We start from the raw sequence: 18,277 nt of genomic DNA, 5'->3' as shown, positions 1-18,277 counted from the left end.
AGGAGATGTCATGGCTACCGACACCGCCCCGCGGCCGGTCGAATTCGACGATTCGGGCCTGAACGTCTGGTCGGACGAGGAAAGTTTCGAGGTCACGCGCGAGCGGATCGCCGAGTACGCCGCCGCGACCAACGATCCGATTCCCGCGCATCTGTCCGGCGACATCGCCCCTCCGGTCTTCGCCATCGTCCCGGTCTTCGAGGCGATGATGATGCCGGTCATCGACGTGGTGCCGATGGATGTCTTCGGCCGGGTCGTGCACGGCGAGCAGGACTTCCATTTCCACCGTCCGATCCGGCCGGGGGACCGGCTGGTCTCGCGCGCCCGGGCGATCGGGTACGAGGGCCGGGAGAACGGCACCACCATCACCATTCACATCGAATGCCGTGCCGACGACGGTGAATTGGTGAACGAGCAGTATCTGACCGCGTTCTTCCGCAACATCGATGTGGGCAAGCGGGTCGGCTCATCCGGTCCCGCGCACAAATTCGATGCCGGGCTCGCCGATCGGCCGCCGGTGGCCGCGGTGGCTCAGCATGTGGACGACGACCAGACCTACCGCTACGCACCGGCGTCCGGTGATCCGGTGCCGCTGCATCTGGACGAGCAGGTGGCCAAGGACGCCGGACTGCCCGGCATCATCGCGCACGGTCTGTGCACCATGGCCATGTCCTCGTGGGCGGTGCTCACCGAGGCGGCGGATTCGGATGTGCACAAGCTGAAGCGTTTCGCGGTGCGCTTCTCGAAGATGGTGTTCCCCGGGGACGATCTCGAGACCCGGATCTGGCGGATCGACGGCACCGGCGGCGAGAACGCCTACGCCTTCCGGACCATCCGCGGTGCCGATTCGGTGCTGACCGACGGACTCGCGATCATCGCGGATTGACATCCCACCCTGCGGCCGGCGACGCGGAATCCAGCTCGCCGCAGTGCCTTTCACGTTTCGAAGAAGGAGATACCGATGGGTGCACTGGACGGGCGGGTTGCCGTCGTCACCGGCGCCGGGCGCGGCATCGGCCGCGAACACGCGCTACTGTTCGCCGCCGAGGGAGCGGCCGTGGTCGTCAACGACCTCGGTGGCAGCAATGCGGGCGAGGGCTCGGACGCCGGCCCGGCACACGATGTCGTCGACGAGATCCGTGCGGCGGGCGGTAAGGCTGTCGCCAACGGTGACAATGTCGCCCTGTGGGACGGCGCGAAGAATCTCGTCGACCAAGCGATCTCGGAATTCGGCACCCTCGACGTGGTGATCAACAACGCGGGGATCCTGCGGGACGGATTCGTCGCCGCGCTCGAGGAATCGCAGTGGGACGCGGTGATCGCGGTCCATCTCAAAGGCCACTTCAATGTGCTGCGACATGCCTCGGCCTACTGGAAACAGCAGGCCAAGGCCGGTAAACAGCCCAATGTGGCGGTGGTCAACACGGCCTCGGCCTCCGGTGTCACGCTGCCCAATGCCGGTCAGGCCAACTACGGTGCGGCCAAGGCCGGTATCGCCGCACTGACGCTGGTCGCGGCCGACGAATTGGAACGCTACGGCGTCCGGGTCAACGCCATCGCCCCGATGGCCCGCACCCGGCTGACCCTGGCCACTCCGGGCATGGGCGCCATCTTCGCCGCCGAGGTACCCGAGGGGGAGTTCGACGCGTTCAGCCCCGCCAACATCTCTCCGCTGGTCGCGTATCTGTCGACCGACAAGTGCCCGCTCACCGGCAAGGTGTTCGCGGTGCAGGGCGGCGCCATCTCGGAGCTGGGCGGCTGGCACGACGTGAAGACCATCGAAACCGACGGGCCCTGGCTGATCGACGACATCGCCGCCCGCCTGCCCTGAACGGAGAACCACGATGTTCGAATGGTCCGAGACCGATGAACTGATCCGCGCCGCGGTGCGAGGTTTCATCGACAAGGAGATCCGACCGCATCTGGACGCCCTCGACAGCGGTGCGATGCTGCCGTATCCGATTCTGCGGAAGTTGTTCGCCGACTTCGGAATCGACGCGATGGGCAGCGAGGCGATCGAGAAGATGCTCGCCAAACAGCGCGCCGCGCAGTCCGCTCCCGCCGGGGAGCGGCCGAAGCGGTCGGGCTCCGGCCCCTTCGGTGATCAGCAGTCGATGATGGCGGTGCTGATCAGCGAGTTGTCGGGTGTGAGTATGGGTTTGGTGGCGGCGATGGGGGTGTCCATCGGCCTGGGCGCCGCCACCATCATGTCGCGCGGCACGCTCGCGCAGAAGGAGCGCTGGCTCGCCGATATCGTCACGCTGAAGAAGGTGGCGTCGTGGGCGATCACCGAACCGGACTCGGGATCGGATGCCTTCGGCGGCATGAAGACCCGGGTCGAGCGCGACGGTGACGATTACATCCTCAACGGGCAGAAGACCTTCATCACCAACGGCCCGTACGCGGATGTGGTGATCGTCTACGCCAAACTCGACGAGGGTGACGGCGGCCGCTCCGCAGGCTCCGCTGCTGTCGACAAGCGGGATCGCAAGGTGCTGACCTTCGTGCTCGACAAGGGAATGGAGGGTTTCACCCAGGGCAAGCCGTTCAAGAAGATGGGCCTGCACTCCTCGCCCACCGGCGAATTGTTCTTCGACAATGTGCGACTGGGGCGCGACCGGCTGCTCGGGGAGACCGAGGAACACTCCGGCGGCGACGGACGCGAAAGCGCCCGAGCGAGTTTCGTCGCCGAGCGCGTCGGGGTCGGATTCATGGCGCTGGGCGTGATCAACGAATGTCACCGGCTCTGTGTGGAATACGCCAACAACCGCACCCTGTGGGGTCAGGAGATCGGCCGGTTCCAGCTGGTGCAGCTCAAGCTCGCCAAGATGGAGGTCGCCCGGATCAACGTGCAGAACATGGTGTTCAACACCCTGGAGCGCGGCCGGGCCGGGAAGCCGCCCACTCTCGCCGAGGCATCGGCGATCAAGCTGTACTGCTCGGAGGCGGCCACCGAGGTCGCGATGGAGGCGGTGCAGTTGTTCGGCGGCAACGGCTACATGCAGGAATACCGGGTGGAACAGCTTGCCCGCGACGCGAAGTCACTGATGATTTACGCGGGCAGCAACGAAATCCAGGTCACCCACATCGCCAAGGGGCTACTCGGCCGATCGTGAACCGGTACGGCCGGCGGATCGGCGCCGAGGGGTTCGAACCGATCCGCCGGCCTTTCACACCGCCCGCAGACGCGTGCGGCTGGCATAGACGTGCTCGGCGATGAGCGTCGCGATGCGGTCGGGAGCCTCGAGCATCGGGACGTGCCCCACGCCGTGCACCAGGATCCGGTCGGCGGATTCGGGCAGTTCGCGCAGGAAGCGTTTGGCATAGGTGCGATGCGGGATGATCCGGTCGTTCTCGCACATCAACAGCCGCACCGGGACCGGCAGCGAGTCCAGATTCGCCAGTGTCGACATCCGCACCCCGCCCACGATCAGCGGAAGCAGGGCCGTGCAGTGCAGGGCCGACGTGATCGCCGCTTCCACCCCGCGCCGCGAAGCGACGGTCGCGTTCTTGCTCAGCAGCATCGAGACACAGCGCCGCACCGGAGCGCTGAATCGGACCGACGCCGGTAGCCGCTTGCCGGCCTCCACGATCGGGAGCAGCGACAGGAACTCCAACCCCACCCGCAGCTGTGCCAGCGAGGGGTTGTGCCAGCCGCCGGCCGGGGCGATGGCGGTGAGGGTGCGGGCCCGCCCGCGGCGCGCCAGCTCGAATCCGACCCAGCCGCCGAGAGAGTTCCCGACGATATGGCAGGTGCGCCAACCTAATTCATCGAGCTGCTGCTCCACGCGGTCGGCGAGCTGATCAACATCGGTGTACCAGCCGGTGAGATCCGATCCGCCCCAGTGCCCGGCGAAGGCGGGTGCGAATACTTCGCAGGTGGCAGACAATCGCATCGCCACCCCTTCCCAGCAGTGCGGCGACAACATGAATCCGTGCAACAGCAGAACCGGATCACCCGATCCGGTGTGCAGCGCTGTCATCGGCGCGAGGGAAGGACGGTCGTGGGTGGTGGTCGACGTCATCGTCGTCACCCCTTCCGGATCGGTCCGGGCCGACGCGATCCGGCCCGCATGTCCGTGAGGACGGGTAGATGATCAGCATTGTACGGTCGTCCGGTGGGAATTATTGTCAGTTCCGTCAATGTGAATGGCATACGCGCGGCTACCGGTAAGACCGGAAAGGGAATGCTCGAATGGATGGCGGTGACCGAGGCCGACGTCATCTGCCTGCAGGAGACCCGGGCAACCGATGAGCAGACCCGAAAAGCGCTCGCTTCGGTCCTGGACGACGGCTGGTATCTGACCCATGCCGAACCGGCCACCAAGGGCCGTGCGGGTGTGGGCATTCTGTCGCGGCGCGAGCCCCGCGGCGTCCGGATCGGATTCGGCAGCGACGAGTTCGACGGCCTCGGCCGGTTCGTCGAGGCCGAGTTCGACGAACTCACCGTCGCGAGCGTCTACGTGCACACCGGTGAGGCCGACACCCCGGCCCAGGACGAGAAGTATCGCTTCCTCGCCGGCCTCGGCGCCCATCTGAAGGCACGGACCGGCGACTACGTGATCTGTGGCGATTGGAACATCGCCCACACCGAGCGGGACATCAAGAATTGGAAGGGCAATATCGGCAAGTCCGGTTTCCTGCCCCAGGAGCGGGCTTGGCTCGACGAGATTCTCGCCGCCGGCTACGTCGACGTGGTGCGCGGACTGCATCCGGACGTGCCCGGTCCGTACAGCTGGTGGTCCTATCGGGGCCGCGCGTTCGATACCGATGCTGGATGGAGGATCGATTACCACCTGGCCTGCGGCGATATCGCCGGGCGGGCGAAGCAGGCCGTGGTGGAGCGCGCCCCGGAGTACGCGCTGCGCTGGTCCGACCATGCGCCGGTGACCGTCCAGTACCGCTGAACGCCCGGAATCGGGAAGAATCGAGCGCGTCCGACACACCACGATCTCTGTCCTCCCACGAGCTGTGCACCACCGTCCCGCCGGTCGTATGCGGGCGGCTCTCTCATACCGCGTCGATGAACAGGCAGTAGCAATGTCAGACAAGAGAATTCGTATTCTGATGGTCCTGGGCGGCCTGGTGGTCGCGGTGATCGTCGCGGGCGTACTCGGCCTGCGCGGCGGCACCACCGACGATGCCGGCACCGCGGTGGCGTCGAGTTCGGCGGCCGCCTCCGCCACCCATGCCAAGCCCGGACCGGGAAAGTCGAGCACCGGTAATTCGGCGGCGGTCCCGGTCGCCGCTCCCGATCGCGTCGCGGGCGTTCCCGGCCACGCCTACGACACGCTCACCGAAATCGACGCCGGGCGCTGGCCCGGTTCCGCGAACGCGCCCGGGACCAAGGGCGGTGACCAGTGGATGAACCGCTCGGGCACCCTGCCGAAGACCGATTCCAGTGGTAAGACCCTCAGTTACCGGGAATGGGACGTCAACCCGAAGCAGCCCGGCCACACGCGCGATGCCGAACGCATCGTCACCGGCAGCGACGGTTCGGCCTATTACACCGGCGACCACTACAAGACCTTCACGAGGATGCGTTGATGGCACCGTCGCTCACCTTGGCGCGGTTCCTCGCGGCACCGGACCCGGCTGTGGCCGGGCCCGGTGCCGCGGGCCCCGTGCTGGGCACCCTCGATCTGGACGCCGGACCCTTCAGTGGCGTGCGGTACCAGGTCCCGTCCGGATATGTCGCGCGCGAGCTGCGGGGCGCGAAGATGCGCACCGCCACCGGACTGCTCGACGAATTCGCCGCGACCTTCCAATTCCCCTACTACTTCGGCGACAATCGCGACGCCTTCGACGAATGCCTGCGCGATCTGGACGAATTCGTGGGTGAGGCGCCGGGATACGTTGCGGTGATCCGTGATTCGGCCGAGCTGCTGGCCGATCAGCGCGAGGATCTGGACTGGTTCGACGCCGCGATGAACGATGCGGCCGCCTACTGGGCCCGGCGCGCGGTGGCGTTCCGGGTGGTGCTGCAGCACCGGCCCGCCGTGCTGGCACCGGTCGACCTCACGCTGTCCGCGCCGGCCTGAGATACGTCAGCGCAAACGGCCGGCCAGATCCTCGCCCAGCAGCACGAACACCTCGGTGGTTTCGTCGATGAGCTGCTCGCGGGTCATCGCGATCTCGCCCTGCGACCAGCTCGACAGCGTCTGCACCAGACCGCCCACGAGATAGGTGGCGCGGAATCCGATCGCCGGATCCGCGACCGGCTCGCCCAGGTGATAGAAGTCGATGCCCTGGGCCGCGACGAGATCGGCGAAGGTGCGGATGTTGTCCATGGTGCGGGCGCGCAGCTCGGGGGTCGAGGCGCTGACCGCGAGCGCCACCTGGGCCTTGCGGGGATCATCGGTGAGCACGTGGATTCCCGCCGAGACCGCGGCATGGGCCATGGTGCGGGTGTCCGGCCGGCCGGCCGTATCGGTCATCAGCGGATGCAGCGCACCGATGATCGCGGCCGCCAATTCCTCGGCGATGTCGTCGAACAGGGCGGTGAGCACGGCCTCGCGGCCGGTGAACTGCTCGTAGTAATAGCGCTCGTTCAATCCCGCCTGCGCGCACAGCCCCGCGACCGTCAGTTTGTCGGCTCCCTGCGTGCCGACGATCTCCAGTGCCGCGTCCAGTAGCGCCGCCCGCCTTCCCGCACGGCGCTCGGCAGCCGAGATCCCGCCATAGGTTCGCTGTGCCGTCACGGTCCGATTGTGGCACGGACGCAATTCTGGCGGTAACTCTTGCCAGAACTCCAATTCTGGTAGATCCTATTGCCAGAATGGGATGAAGGAGGCAACGATGCCTGGTCCGGGTTACTTCTCCGACAATTCGATGATTCGCCGCGTGATGCGCAAGCGGGCGGTCGGACTCACGTACGGACTGCGCGCACTGGTCATCGGGGCCGTGCATCCGCTGTTGTTCGTCGGCACCGCCGAGAACACCGCGCACCGCGCCACCCCGTACACCCGGCTGGCCCTCACCGGACGGCTGTTCGAAGCGGTCTTTCTCGGCGACAAGGCCGAAGCCGATCGTGCCCTCGCCTTCACCCGCAAACGGCACGTCCCGGTCTCCGGAGTCCTGCCCGAGGATGCCGGGCCGCACCACCCGGCCGGCACGCACTACTCGGCGCTGGATCCGCATCTGATGTTCATGACCATGGCCTTCACCGCCGATTCGGCCGAGGTCATGTACGACACGCTGGTCCGGAAACTGACACCGGGCGAACGCGAAGACCTCTACCAGGACTATGTGCGCTGGGGCGAACTGTTCGGAATGCCGCGCACGGCCGCCCCCGCCGACCATCCGGCGTTCCGTCGCTACTTCGACGACTATCTCGCCTCCGACGAGCTGTATCTCACCGACGAGGCGCGTCTGGTCGGTTCGTATCTGGCCGGCAAGACCGTCCCGCATCCACTGCCGAGCCCGTTGCAGCAGGTCAGCAGCGGCGCTCATCTGCTGGTTCAGGGCAGTCTGCCGCCGCGGATCCGGCAGCTCTACGGCATCCGCTGGGGCCGGGCCGAACGGCTCGCCCATCGCGGTCTGGCGCAGGCCGTGCGCGCCGCCCACCTGCGGCCGCCGCTCACGCCGCCGGTGCTGCGCACAACCTTGTCTGGTCCGAGCGCACCGGTCTACCGGCTCATCACCCGGCGCGAACGTGACCTGGTCGGTAGTGGCCGGTCGAGCATGCCCGGAGTCGATCCGCGCAGCCACGCCGAACGGCACGCCGGCTGAATCCCTGATCGCGATCCACGCAAAATCCCGTTGGACGTGCATGCGAAGATCGGTTCATGTCCAGTCCTGCGCCCAGTGAACGCAAGCAGCGGGTCCTGTCCGGAATTCAGCCGACCAGCGACTCCTTCCACCTCGGCAACTACCTTGGTGCGCTGCAGTATTGGGTGCCGCTGCAGGACGACTACGAGGCGCTGTATTTCATTCCGGACCTGCACGCCATCACGGTCCCGCAGGACCCCAAGCAGCTGCGCGCGCGGACCAAGCGTTCGGTGGCCCAGCTGCTTGCCCTGGGCATCGATCCCGAGCGGGCGATCCTGTTCGTCCAGAGCCAGGTGCCCGAGCACGCCGAGCTGACCTGGGTGCTCAGTTGCATCACCGGCTTCGGTGAGGCCAGCCGGATGACCCAGTTCAAGGACAAATCGGCCAAGCAGGGTGCGGAGAACGCGACCGTCGGCCTGTTCACCTATCCGGTGCTCATGGCAGCCGACATCCTGCTCTACCGCCCGCAGCTGGTGCCGGTCGGCGAGGATCAGCGCCAGCATCTGGAGCTCACCCGAAATCTGGCGCAGCGCTTCAACACTCGATTCAAGAAGACCTTCGTGGTGCCCGAGGCGCACATCGTCACCAACACCGCCAAGATCTACGATCTGCAGGATCCGACCTCGAAGATGAGCAAGTCCGCCGCCAGCGATGCGGGGCTGATCAATCTGCTCGACGATCCGAAGGTCTCGGCCAAGAAGATCCGCTCCGCGGTCACCGACACCGGACGCGAGATTCGCTACGATCCGGAGACGAAACCCGGCGTCAGCAACCTGTTGGTCATCTTGTCCTCGCTCACCGACACGCCCATCGTGACACTCGAAAAAGACTACGAGGGCAAGGGATATGGGGAGCTCAAGGGCGGTGTGGCCGATGCGCTCATCGAATTCGTGACTCCGCTGCAGGCGAAAGTGCAAGAGTATCTGGACGATCAGAGCGAACTCGACCGCATTCTGGCCTCGGGGGCGGAACGGGCGCGTGAGATCGCCGGCAAGACCCTCGCGCAGGTGTACGACCGGGTGGGCTTCCTGCACCGCTGACGTCGGCCTCGCGAGACCGTACTGCTCGATGTTGCGGGAGGACAGGTGCTCGACAAGGCCAAGGCGCGGATGCGGCGCGAGGTCCAGGCCCGGCCGTGGCTGGACCACGCCATACGCGCGGGCGGCAGCTATCAACGCCAGCGCGGCGACTACTTCGCCGCCGGCATCACGTATTTCACCGTGCTGGCGATATTTCCGCTGCTGATGGTGGCGTTCGCGGTCGCGGGCTTCGTCCTGGCCAGCGATCCCGGTCTGCTGGACGAACTGCGCGACAAGATCGTGGAGAACATCCCCGGATCCTTCGGCACCCAGATCAACGACCTCATCGATCAGGCCATCCATTCCCGCAGCACCGTGGGTGTGCTCGGTCTGCTCGGTGCGGCCTACGCGGGCCTGGGCTGGATGGCCAATCTGCGCGCCGCCCTGACCGAACAATGGGAACAGCCTGCGCAGCAGGGCAACTGGTTCAGGACCAAGCTGTCGGATCTGCTGGCCCTCGGCGGCCTGGGGCTTGCCATGGTGGTGTCGATGGGGTTGTCGGCGCTGTCCTCCGGCGGTCTGGCCCGGCATCTGCTCGAACAGTTCGGTCTCGACGACATCCCCGGTGTCTCCCTGCTGTTGCGCCTGCTGTCGCTCGTGCTCGCGGTGTGCGCGTCCTGGGCGGTGTTCGTGTGGATCATCGCGCGCCTGCCCCGCCGGCCCGTGACCCTGGGCAGTGCCGTGCGCGCGGCGTTCATCGCGGCGGTGGCCTTCGAGATCTGGAAGCAGGTGGCGTCGATCTACCTGCAGAAGGTCCTGCACAGTCCCGCGGGCGTGGCCTTCGGCTCGATCATCGGTCTCATGGTGTTCGCCTACATCACCGCCCGGATCATCCTGTTCGCCACGGCCTGGGCGGCGACCGCGCGCGAGAACGAAATCGAGGCCGAACTGCCCGCACCCGGCCCCGCGGTCATCGAGCCGCGGATGTACGCGGGGATGACCGCGACCACGGGTGCGGCATTGTTCGGGGTGGGTGCGGTGCTGGGCGGGTTGTTCGCGACCCGCCGCAAGCGTTGATCGGGACCGATCGTCCGTACTCGGCGCCGTAATCGCCGTTCCCGCACCGTCGACGGTCAGCCCGGGTCGGGTTCACGTATCTCGTACAGCGAACCGATCAGCTCTGTCGAGCGGTCCGACGCCGCGTCGAATTCCGGTACCGGCAGGTCGCCCACGGCCACCTGGATACCCAGCACGATGAACACCGCCGCGGTCGCCGCATCCATCAACCGCCGGTTCCGCGGCCGCACGAAAACCGGCTGCAGACGGGAGAAGCCGACAGCGACCACCAGCATCCACACCAGAACCGGAGCCACCATGAGGACGCCCAGTTCCACCTTGCGCAACAGCGGCGACCCGGCGGGTAGGAAATGGGCCATCAGTGCCACCAGGAACAGGATGGCTTTCGGATTTGTCGCATTGACCAGGAAACCGCGCCGGAATGGCGCCGGCTGGGACATTGCGGGCTGATCGCCGAGTGTGGCCTCGCGGACCGACTTCGACAGTGACAGAAGTAGTTTGGCGCCGAGAAACAACAGATAACCAGCTCCGGCCACGCGCACAACGGTGAATGCGCCGGGTGCGGAGGCGACCGTCGCACCGATACCGATCACGGCAATGGTGGTGTTCACCGCCATACCGCAGGTAATTCCCAGTGCGGCAATGACGCCCGCGCGCAGGCCGTCGATCGTGGAATAGCGGGTGACCACGGCGAAATCGGGACCCGGCAATATCGCGCCGAGAATTGCCGCCAGCACGAAGGGGATCAGATCCACCTGTTCACCCCGGCCGCAATCTTGGATCGGTGCGGACGTCCGGGGCTGTCCGCGACGTCGGGTGGACCGTTCGACGCCGTCGTTTTCCCAGATATGGTCGGTCGGTCGTACGGCATCGGGATCGGTGGCAGGTCGGGCGACTCATCTGGTCGCCGAGTTCCCTGCCTCGGAGAAACATGAGAATGCATCGAGATTGTTCATCCATGGCTTCGGGAGTGCGTACAACGCGCCTACGTCACTGCCGACCGCACTCGTGGAGGCGCTCAGTCTTACAGACGGCACACATGGGATTCTTCCCACGATCGAGAATTTCTCGGCCCGACAAAAAAGTGGCGCAACACTTTTGGCGGATTCGCCAGGAAAGGCGACGCGGACCCGCGCGGCAGTACCCACGTTCATCACCTGAAGTTGATTGAACTGTAAACCTGTGTTCGTGTGGATGCTTTCCGGGAGTGGAGTCATGTAGCCCTGCTATTGCCAGCGCGGACATTGCGGGGCAATGTGAACAACATCGGCGGCGCCGCCGGGCGCTGCCCCGAGCAGAGAGGGGGTCGATCGTGTTCGCACGGTCAACCACGATTCAGGCGCAACCCTCCGCTATCGACGCCGGAATTGCGCATATGCGAGACCAGGCCATGCCCACGCTCGAAGGAATTCCCGGCTGTATCGGGCTGTCGATGCTGGTCGATCGGACCTTCGGACGCTGCATTCTGACCACCTCCTGGGCCACCGAATTCGCCATGATCGACAGCGCCGACGAGGTGCGCCCGATCCGGGACCAGGTGGCGACGGTTCTCGGTGGAGGTGCCCAGGTCGCCGAATGGGAGATCGCGCTCCTGCATCGCGAACACCGTTCACTCCCCGGTGCCTGCGCGAGCGTGACCTGGGTCAAGACCGATCCCGGCCGCCTCGACATGTCGACCGACGTATACCGGACCTACGTCCTGCCCGGCCTGGAACAACTCGACGGTTTCTGCAGTGCGAGCCTGCTGATCAACCGGTCGTCGGGCCGCGCGGTCTCCTGCGGCACCTTCGACAGCGCCATGATGATGCAGAGCAACCGCGAACAGGTCGCGGCCCTGCGCGTCGACGCCGCGCGGAAGGCGGGAGTGGAGGCCGTCGATGTGCGGGAATTCCAGCTGGCGTTGGCGCATCTGCGGGTGCCGGAACTGGTGTGAGGTGAGCCGGGCGGCGGCGCTGGTCGCCGCCGCCCACTACTTCTGTGGTGCGAGCTGATCCATCTTCGCGGCCAGCCACCGGCCGTCGACGTACTCCATCGTGAGCAGGAGCGACAGCTGCGTGTTCTTCTCGGTGGGCACCGCCTGGGTGGTGGAGACCTGGTTGACGATGGTCGCCACTTCGACTCGGTCGGAATCGGCGTTCTTCATGAAACACTGGGCATCGGTCGCATGCGCGTGTGCTTGCTGCGTGGTGATTGCCGATTGGAGTGTCGGCAAGCTGTTCTGGAAATCGGCCTTCAGATCACCGGTGGAACCGTCGTCCATCGCCTTGCGGTAGGTATCCCACTTGTCGTAGTCGTAGGTGGCGGCCGCGCGGCCGAAAGCGCACGCGGCATCCTTGGCGGCATCGGCCGAATGTGCGGAGTCGTCCGCAGAATTCTTCTGGTACAGCAGGAATCCCACCGTTCCGCCCGCACCCAACAGGATCAGCAGGGCCACGATCGCGCCCGCGATCCAACCCCACTTCCGTCCCGAGCCGGCCGGGCGCTGCCGGGAATCACCCGCAATTCCATTGCCGGACAGTGCATATCGCGCTGCTGCGGCGAGGTCGCCGCAGCTGTTGTACCGCTGCTGCGGATGCTTCGCGAGAGCCCCGGCGATCACAGCATCGAAACCCGGCGGCAGCTGTGGGTTGTACTGACTGGGTCGCGGCACGGGCAGATTGAGATGGCCGTGGATGAGCTGGGACGGAGCGGTGCCGGGATACGGTGGCGCCCCGGTGAGCATATGGAACAGCGTGCATCCGAGGGCGTACACGTCCGCGCGCTGGTCCACGGTGGCCGTGCTGTCCAGTTGTTCGGGCGCGGCATAGCGGAAACTGGCGTGCACCTCGCCGACTCGGGTGAGGTTGCTGGTGTGGTCCATCAGCTTGGCGATGCCGAAGTCCGCCAGGAACGCCTGCTGTGAAGCATCCTGTGCGAGAAGGATGTTCGCGGGCTTCACATCACGATGCAGCACTCCGGACCGGTGCGCGAAGTCGAGTGCTCCGGCCGCCGCGCCGACGATGGCGACCGCATGCTCGGGGTAGATGGGCCCGTTCTGCAGGACAGCGGCGACATCGGTGCCCTCGATGTACTGCATCGCCATCCACAGCCGATCACCTTCCTGCCCACGGGCATAGACGGTGACGATGTTCGGATGCGACAGGCGCGCGACGGTGTCTGCTTCGAGCAGAAACCTTCGGCGTGCGTCAGCGCTGTCGCCGAATGCCGGGCTCAGTACCTTCAGCGCGGTGAATCGGGGCAGATCCCGATCGCGTGCGAGGTAGACCTCGCCCATGCCCCCGGCCCCGAGTAACCGTTCGATTCGGTAACCGGCGAAGACCTGCCCCTGCGCCAGTGTTCGTGTCACCCGGTATACCTCCCGCCCCGACATTCGTCGCGACCTTACCGCATGCCGGTAGCGGTGTGCTCCGGGCTTCCGCCGCGGTCGACCGGGAACAGGCCGGTAGCATGCACCCCGCGACGTCGACATCGAGCGGTCCGGCTCGGAATTCGTCGCGAAGGTACCGGTGTGATTGGGGGAAGGTGTGCTCCGCGAGGGCGATGTATTCGCAGGGTACGCGATCGAGCGGGTCCTGGGACACGGCGGAATGGGCTCGGTGTACTTGGCGCGCCACCCACGTCTTCCGCGCCGGGTGGCTTTGAAGCTGCTGAAGCGAGAGCTGTTCCACGACAGCGAAATCGCGGCTCGGTTCGAGCGTGAGGCAAATGTGGTGGCCGGTCTCGACCATCCGGGCATCGTCACGGTCTTCGACCGTGGAGTGGAGGGCGATCAGCGCTGGATCGAGATGCGCTACATCGACGGCGTCGACGCGAGTTCGCTCGGTCCGGCCGGACTGGCACCCGAGCAGGCGATCTGGGTGATCGGTCAGGTCGCGGAAGCGTTGGACTTCGCGCACGGCGTGGGTGTGCTGCACCGAGATGTGAAGCCGGCCAATATTCTTCTCGCGCGGTCGAATGGGCAGATCGAGCGAGTCCTGCTCGCCGATTTCGGTATCGCCCGACTTCGCGACGACACCATGAACCTCACCCATACCGGCGGCATCAACGCGACCCTGGCCTTTGCCTCGCCGGAACAGATCACCGCTGTGCCCGTCGATGGCCGGACCGATCAGTATTCGCTCACCTGCACGCTGTACTGGCTGCTGACCGGCCGGGCGCCATTCGGCTCGGAAAATCCCGCGGCCGTGATCAAGGGCCATCTGCAGGACCCGCCGCCTCCGGTGCGGGGTTTCCGGCCGGATCTGCCGCCTGCGCTCGACCAGGTATTGGCGCGGGGGCTGGCGAAACGGCCTCAGGAACGATTCGGCTCGTGCTCCGAACTGGCCGCTGCCGCATGGCAATCGCTGACGGCGGCAGGTGCGGCGCAGCCGAACCATCCCGACATCGCTTCGCGACCGATGGTTGCCGCGGTCGCGCCCGCGGTGCCACCGGCCCCGGCTCCACTCCGGCCGAGCCCCGCGCGTCCCACCAGGACTCCGGGGCCGGACCGCGGGTCGAGGCGGAAGGGAGTCATCATCGGCATCGGGGTCTTGCTCACCGCCGTGATCGGTGTCGGTGCCGGAGTGGCCGCCGGAGTGCTGAGTGAGGACTCGCACCCGACGGTGCCGTCGTCGACCTCCACGTCGGCGCCGACGACAGATCCGGAGCAGCAGAAGAAGGTCGACGAGTGGCAGGCGTCGATCGACTCCATCAGCAAAGCGTTTCCGAGTATGGTTCCGGCGGCAGCGGGCAGCGGGACCACGCGAGGATACTTGAACGCGGACTGCCTTTTCGGTGCCGGATTCAATTCTTCCGGGAGATCGGCTGCCGACGAAAATGACATGAAGGACTGGGTGGCGAAATGGAACTGTCCCGGTGGTGACGGTGATGCCGCATTCAGCATCTATTCGTACCGGTCACCCGCTGACGTCCAGGCGGTCATCGACGCTCTCCCTCCGAATGAGCGGTCGGTGGACCTCAAGGACGGGAACGCATACACCAACTACAAATTTTTCGAGGCCGGCAGTCAAAATTTCGAATTCGCCCACCTGCTGACCACATTTCCGGATGATCCGCAGCGGAGCAACTTCATCTTGGTCGTGGGCCCGAAGATGTCGGGTCGGGACAAGATGGACAAGATCATGAACTGGTGGCAGTCCGCGCCGCTCGGCTGAGAGGGGCCGGCCGACAGTCGGACGACGGTGGAGCGGCGGCCCGTCGACCGATGTGCTCAATCGATTCGTGAAAACTCTTGCTGCACTTCCATCATGCGAGTGACCTCGCGGCAGATCACATCGGTCGACGAGGGATCGACGCGAAACTCGTTGTACTGCTCCCGATAGGTGTACCGGCCGTCGTCCGCCACATCGAACCAGCTCAGATATTGCGGGGGATAAGGGCGCGAATCCCATAGCCCGCAACGGACTTCGATGTGACCGGTGCCCGCTCGCGGAGCGTTCAACAGCTTCTTCATCCGTTGGGTGGTGGTTTCCTCGGTGCCGGTCCAGGATTCGAGGTCGGTGCGGATGCGATCCAGGCTCTCGACCATGGCCGGGCGGCGACCGGCCGGAAGATTGCCGAGGACGGCGGCGAAGACCTTCGGGACGATGGCCGGTGAACCCAGCTCGACCACGACGTTTCCACCGTACTCATCGACCGGCCCGGGTCTCTGGACCAGGGTGACGCCGGTCGTCTCGTCGATCCCGGCGTAGAACCGCACCGGGCGCTTGCGATTTCCCATGAGCAGCAACGACATCGGCGGGCTCGCCACCATCCGCAGTGCCGCCGACAGCTTCCGATCGAAGCCCCTAGGCATCCGCAACCGGAACTCCGAATGCATCCGGTCGTAATCGCTCTGCCACTGCGCCGACGAGGTCAGCTGCATCGGAAACGGATACCGGTCCCGGTCGGTCTCCCGCCAGACATGCATGAACTCATCGGGCGTGAACTCCCACTTCACCGTCGGTGCTCCCGATCCTCCGGCCGGAATTGCGCCGAGGGAGCATCACCACCGATGGCCTCGGGAAGAGTCCGGTCGCGAATCCCCAGCAGTTCCTCTTCGCGATCCATGATCAAGTAGTCGGGGGTCTTGTGCTCACGCTCGGACTCCTCGTTCTTGCGAGCACCGCCGAGGCCACCCATCCCCGGCATCCCACCGACTCCGGCCTGCCCCGGCTTGCCACCGAAAGCCGCTGCGGCAGCGGGATTCACGCCGCCCGGCGTGCCCGGAATGCTTTGCCCCGGGCCACCGAGCTGCCCGCCGCTCGCACCGCCGGGCCCACCGGAGGAGCCGAACCGTGAGCCGGGACCGCCGTACCCGGCGGCGGTGGTGGAGTCGGCTCCCGGCCGGGTATCGCCACTGGAAAGTGAGCCGGGTGTGCTCGACGGCTTCTGACTCGCCTGATCGCCCTGTCCAGCGGGGGAAGCACTGGCGGGATCGGTCTGCTCGGACTGCTCGGAATCGGGCTTGTCACCCTGGTCGCCAGGCTCCTGCTGATCGCCAGAAGTGTTGTTCCCCGGTGCGTTCGGACCGCTGCTGCTGTTCGGACCACCACTGTCGGGATTGTTCGCGCCGCCGTCACCGGGGCTGTCGACCGGAACGAAGGTGGGAACATTCTCGCCCGCAGGGCGATACGTGGGGTTGTAGTTGTTCTTCATCGCCTCGCGCGCGAGGAACTTCTGTTCCTCGGCGGCCGTTCCGTTGTCTATCGCGGTGCCCGCGTACATGGCGCCGAGATTTGTGAGTGGATCGTTCGAACCGGTGGGCGCCACTGTGGCGGCCTGCCCCGGCGGCGGAACGGCGAGCTGGGCGGCCTCGGCACCGTATGCCGCAGCATGGATTCGTGCACCGACGGCGGTGATGACCTCTTGGATATCGGTGGCTTGCTGGATGAACTTGTTGGCAGCGTCTTCGGCGGCTCCGGCGAATTGGCCGTGAAATCCATCGGACAGCTCTTTGTGAATCGAGAGATTCAGCCCGAAGAGGCCGCCACCCACGGCGGCTGCAATGCTATTCCAAGCCGTCGCGTGGTCATGCATAATGCCCGGGGTAATGCTGTGAACCATGGTATAGATTTCTTGGTGCTGAAGGGTATCCCAGGGCTCCGTATCCTTGATATAGGCAGGGTCGGTACTGCCATGGTGAATGCCGTCCTGGACCTGCTGTGCGCCATGCTGCGCCTGGTTGGCATCACTTCGGTTAGTGGCAATACCAGGATTGGTCACCCCGGCTACAAAATATGGATCGAAAGGTGCGGGCTGATTCTGGTCGCCCATTATCAGTTGTCCTTACCTATGGAGGATTCCACAGCTGCGGCGATACTATTTATGTTTTCACAGGGGTCGGCAGACTCTCCGCGTCCATTCAAAGTCAACAGTGTATTTATGAAGACGGTCCCCGATTTTGTGCGCAGGTGTACTTCGCAGGAGCCTGGAATGGCCGGATCCTGGCCATACGCCGCCTCCCGTCCATTGACGGTCGCTGTTTTGTGCAGCCAGGACGAGTTCTTTGCTTGATCCTCCTCGAACGACACATTCAGTGAGTCCACATCCAACGATCGGAGATCGGATTGGAACCTACATGTGAACGAGGTGAACTCTGTCACTTGGTCATGCGCTCGTTTACGCGATGCTGGATCGAAGCCAGCGGCGGTCACTGTGTCATCGCTGATCCATGTGCATGGATCGAATACAACTTTCGGTCTGTCGCTGCCGGATTCGCCTTCTTGGCTGGGAGGCTGTAGGCCGGGGTTTGTGAGCGTGGGATGCGAAGAGTGATTCTGTACCTCGGTTGACGTGGAGCTCGAATCATTGTCAGAGGTGCAGGCCGATGCGGCCATTAGGGCAGTTGCGAACGCTGCAGTAATCCAGATGCGCTGATTCATTTGTTGACGCTCGCCGCCGTGTTGATTGATCGTCGATTCATGTCGTCTGCTCCCTGAAGATCATTTCCTGCGCGGAGGTACGCGGCGGCCATCTTCAGTGCCGCCTCCTGCATACCGACTAGGGCAGTGGTGAGGTTCTCGGCTTTCCCTTCGAACCCCCGTTGTAGGTCTTCTGCGGATTTGAAATTGCCGAATCCGGCGAGGCGGTGCAGTAGATAGGAATTCTGAACCTGCTCGTCCAACGACTGTGCGAACCGTTCGAAGGTCTTTGCACATTGATGCGCCGCCCCCGGCTCCATCTTGAATGTCCCGTCGACCGCCTGCTGCCACAGCGCGTTGGCCGTTGACTGCCCCACGTCCATCGGCGTCCCTCCCGTCGTGCGTCCGCCTACCTTACTGGACGCTCGGTGTGCCGCCGTGGTTCCCCTGTCCGCGCAATCTGCTCGGCCGAGGCTGTCCACGATGCAACACTTGCAGGGGTTATGCGGAGATTGAATGAGATTCCGCAGTGGTGGGGTCGTGGGGGATCTTGCGGTGATGTGCTGGCCG

General features: G+C 65.3%; 19 protein-coding genes. 11 read left to right on the top strand and 8 right to left on the bottom strand.

What is annotated here, in order from left to right; all coding sequences use genetic code 11:
- The first annotated feature begins 10 nt into the window (after positions 1–10).
- The 3 genes from AB0L57_RS25555 (at position 11) to AB0L57_RS25545 (ending at position 3,116) form a co-directional block, all read left to right on the top strand.
- Complete coding sequence (locus tag AB0L57_RS25555; protein WP_364966959.1) at positions 11–886, top strand: MaoC/PaaZ C-terminal domain-containing protein; 876 nt, start codon at positions 11–13, stop codon at positions 884–886.
- Between the two features lie 75 nt (positions 887–961).
- Positions 962–1,831: an SDR family oxidoreductase gene (locus tag AB0L57_RS25550; protein ID WP_364966957.1), complete on the top strand. Its 870-nt coding sequence runs from the start codon at positions 962–964 to the stop codon at positions 1,829–1,831.
- Positions 1,832–1,844: 13 nt separating this feature from the next.
- A complete protein-coding gene (locus AB0L57_RS25545; RefSeq protein WP_364966954.1) occupies positions 1,845–3,116 on the top strand; it encodes an acyl-CoA dehydrogenase family protein in 1,272 nt (423 codons plus the stop codon).
- A 54-nt stretch (positions 3,117–3,170) separates the two neighbouring features.
- On the opposite strand, the gene AB0L57_RS25540 is transcribed toward AB0L57_RS25545, so the two are convergent.
- Positions 3,171–4,025 carry an alpha/beta fold hydrolase gene (locus tag AB0L57_RS25540; protein ID WP_364966951.1) on the bottom strand — a complete coding sequence of 285 codons (855 nt, stop codon included), beginning with the start codon at positions 4,023–4,025 and terminating at the stop codon, positions 3,171–3,173.
- 93 nt (positions 4,026–4,118) lie between these two features.
- Between AB0L57_RS25540 and AB0L57_RS25535 the strand changes: the two genes are divergently transcribed.
- The 3 genes from AB0L57_RS25535 (at position 4,119) to AB0L57_RS25525 (ending at position 6,041) form a co-directional block, all read left to right on the top strand.
- Positions 4,119–4,907, top strand: a complete 789-nt coding sequence (locus AB0L57_RS25535) for an exodeoxyribonuclease III (RefSeq protein ID WP_364966948.1) — start codon at positions 4,119–4,121, stop codon at positions 4,905–4,907.
- Positions 4,908–5,040: 133 nt separating this feature from the next.
- The gene (locus AB0L57_RS25530) at positions 5,041–5,547 is read left to right on the top strand and encodes a ribonuclease domain-containing protein (RefSeq protein WP_364966946.1); all 507 of its coding nucleotides are present in this window, start codon (positions 5,041–5,043) and stop codon (positions 5,545–5,547) included.
- Positions 5,547–6,041 carry a barstar family protein gene (locus tag AB0L57_RS25525; RefSeq protein ID WP_364966943.1) on the top strand — a complete coding sequence of 165 codons (495 nt, stop codon included), beginning with the start codon at positions 5,547–5,549 and terminating at the stop codon, positions 6,039–6,041. Before AB0L57_RS25530 ends, AB0L57_RS25525 begins: the two co-directional genes overlap by 1 nt.
- A gap of 6 nt (positions 6,042–6,047) precedes the next feature.
- Here AB0L57_RS25525 and AB0L57_RS25520 read toward each other — a convergent pair whose 3' ends face one another.
- On the bottom strand, positions 6,048–6,701 hold the full coding sequence (locus tag AB0L57_RS25520; RefSeq protein ID WP_364966940.1) for a TetR/AcrR family transcriptional regulator: 654 nt from the start codon (positions 6,699–6,701) through the stop codon (positions 6,048–6,050).
- A gap of 97 nt (positions 6,702–6,798) precedes the next feature.
- On the opposite strand from AB0L57_RS25520, the gene AB0L57_RS25515 reads away from it, so the two are divergent.
- The 3 genes from AB0L57_RS25515 to yhjD all read left to right on the top strand — a co-directional run bounded on the left by AB0L57_RS25515 (position 6,799) and on the right by yhjD (position 9,866).
- Positions 6,799–7,731, top strand: coding sequence for an oxygenase MpaB family protein (locus tag AB0L57_RS25515; RefSeq protein WP_364966937.1), 933 nt, complete (start codon positions 6,799–6,801; stop codon positions 7,729–7,731).
- Positions 7,732–7,787: 56 nt separating this feature from the next.
- Positions 7,788–8,810, top strand: coding sequence for a tryptophan--tRNA ligase (gene trpS / locus AB0L57_RS25510; protein ID WP_364966934.1), 1,023 nt, complete (start codon positions 7,788–7,790; stop codon positions 8,808–8,810).
- Positions 8,811–8,879: 69 nt separating this feature from the next.
- The gene (gene yhjD / locus AB0L57_RS25505; RefSeq protein ID WP_364967063.1) at positions 8,880–9,866 is read left to right on the top strand and encodes an inner membrane protein YhjD; all 987 of its coding nucleotides are present in this window, start codon (positions 8,880–8,882) and stop codon (positions 9,864–9,866) included.
- Positions 9,867–9,922: 56 nt separating this feature from the next.
- Here the strand turns inward: yhjD and AB0L57_RS25500 are convergent, their stop codons facing one another.
- Positions 9,923–10,621 (bottom strand): LysE family translocator, encoded by a 699-nt coding sequence (locus AB0L57_RS25500; protein ID WP_364966932.1) that lies wholly within the window; start codon positions 10,619–10,621, stop codon positions 9,923–9,925.
- Between the two features lie 557 nt (positions 10,622–11,178).
- Between AB0L57_RS25500 and AB0L57_RS25495 the strand changes: the two genes are divergently transcribed.
- Positions 11,179–11,799, top strand: a complete 621-nt coding sequence (locus AB0L57_RS25495; RefSeq protein ID WP_364966930.1) for a hypothetical protein — start codon at positions 11,179–11,181, stop codon at positions 11,797–11,799.
- Positions 11,800–11,835: 36 nt separating this feature from the next.
- Here the strand turns inward: AB0L57_RS25495 and AB0L57_RS25490 are convergent, their stop codons facing one another.
- The gene (locus tag AB0L57_RS25490; protein WP_364966927.1) at positions 11,836–13,212 is read right to left on the bottom strand and encodes a serine/threonine-protein kinase; all 1,377 of its coding nucleotides are present in this window, start codon (positions 13,210–13,212) and stop codon (positions 11,836–11,838) included.
- Positions 13,213–13,390: 178 nt separating this feature from the next.
- Between AB0L57_RS25490 and AB0L57_RS25485 the strand changes: the two genes are divergently transcribed.
- Positions 13,391–15,019, top strand: a complete 1,629-nt coding sequence (locus AB0L57_RS25485; RefSeq protein WP_364967060.1) for a serine/threonine-protein kinase — start codon at positions 13,391–13,393, stop codon at positions 15,017–15,019.
- A gap of 56 nt (positions 15,020–15,075) precedes the next feature.
- Here AB0L57_RS25485 and AB0L57_RS25480 read toward each other — a convergent pair whose 3' ends face one another.
- Genes AB0L57_RS25480 through AB0L57_RS25465 form a run of 4 tightly spaced genes read right to left on the bottom strand, consistent with a single transcriptional unit; the run spans position 15,076 to position 18,090 of the window.
- Positions 15,076–15,804, bottom strand: coding sequence for an ESX secretion-associated protein EspG (locus AB0L57_RS25480; RefSeq protein WP_364966924.1), 729 nt, complete (start codon positions 15,802–15,804; stop codon positions 15,076–15,078).
- On the bottom strand, positions 15,801–17,120 hold the full coding sequence (locus AB0L57_RS25475; protein WP_364966921.1) for a hypothetical protein: 1,320 nt from the start codon (positions 17,118–17,120) through the stop codon (positions 15,801–15,803). Before AB0L57_RS25475 ends, AB0L57_RS25480 begins: the two co-directional genes overlap by 4 nt.
- A gap of 2 nt (positions 17,121–17,122) precedes the next feature.
- Positions 17,123–17,683, bottom strand: coding sequence for a DUF3558 domain-containing protein (locus AB0L57_RS25470; RefSeq protein WP_364967058.1), 561 nt, complete (start codon positions 17,681–17,683; stop codon positions 17,123–17,125).
- A gap of 41 nt (positions 17,684–17,724) precedes the next feature.
- Positions 17,725–18,090, bottom strand: a complete 366-nt coding sequence (locus tag AB0L57_RS25465) for a hypothetical protein (protein ID WP_364966918.1) — start codon at positions 18,088–18,090, stop codon at positions 17,725–17,727.
- Between the last annotated feature and the right edge of the window lie 187 nt (positions 18,091–18,277).

This window comes from Nocardia sp. NPDC052254 (assembly GCF_040679495.1).
In the GTDB taxonomy this organism is placed as follows: Bacteria; Actinomycetota; Actinomycetes; order Mycobacteriales; family Mycobacteriaceae; genus Nocardia.
This window is presented reverse-complemented; position numbering and strand designations above follow the sequence as displayed.